Here is a 555-nt window from a genome sequence, read left to right as displayed (position 1 = left end):
AACGAGCGCAGCCCCGCACACCCGTCCTCCTCATCCCCACCCGTGCCGCCCGCTGCACAGGTGCACCCGGCGGAGGCCGCGGGGCCCGCACCTCCCTCGAAGCCCTCATCGAGCTCGCCGTAGTCCCGCCCGTCCAGCAGATCACCCGGCCGGCACAGGTAGAGCTCAGCCAGCCGTGACAGGACCTGTGTGGAAGGCGCCCGGCCGCCCTTGGCCGGCCAGCTCTCCCAGTACGAGAAGGTCTTACCGGTCTTGGCCGGCCCCGAACCGGGCCACCGCTCGTTCCAGCGGCGTGCGGCCTCCTCCTGCGTCCAGCCGTGCGCGAGGCGGAACGCGGCGAGCGCGCTCAGGTGATGGCGGGTCTGCAGTCTTCGGGCGATACGGCGATAGGACCAGCCCAGCTCCCGCAGGCGAAGTGCTTCAGCCCGGATACGGGCGACCGTGACCGCCACGACGACCTCCGTGAAGATGATCCAGTGCGGTCACGGTAACCGACGGCGCAGACAGTTTCGGAGGCCGACGGGGTGCCGGGCAAGCGGGGAGGGAGCGGGCGGG

At 71.7% G+C, this 555-nt stretch carries 1 protein-coding gene; it reads right to left on the bottom strand.

Annotated features, from left to right (window positions below):
* A partial coding sequence (locus ACY45C_RS11000) for a helix-turn-helix domain-containing protein (protein ID WP_462187521.1) occupies nt 1-452 on the bottom strand: 452 nt, incomplete at its 3' end.
* Between the last annotated feature and the right edge of the window lie 103 nt (nt 453-555).

It is taken from the genome of Frankia sp. CcWB2 (genome assembly GCF_977927585.1).
The sequence above is the reverse complement of the archived record's forward strand: the minus strand, read 5'-3'. Positions and strand labels throughout refer to the sequence as shown.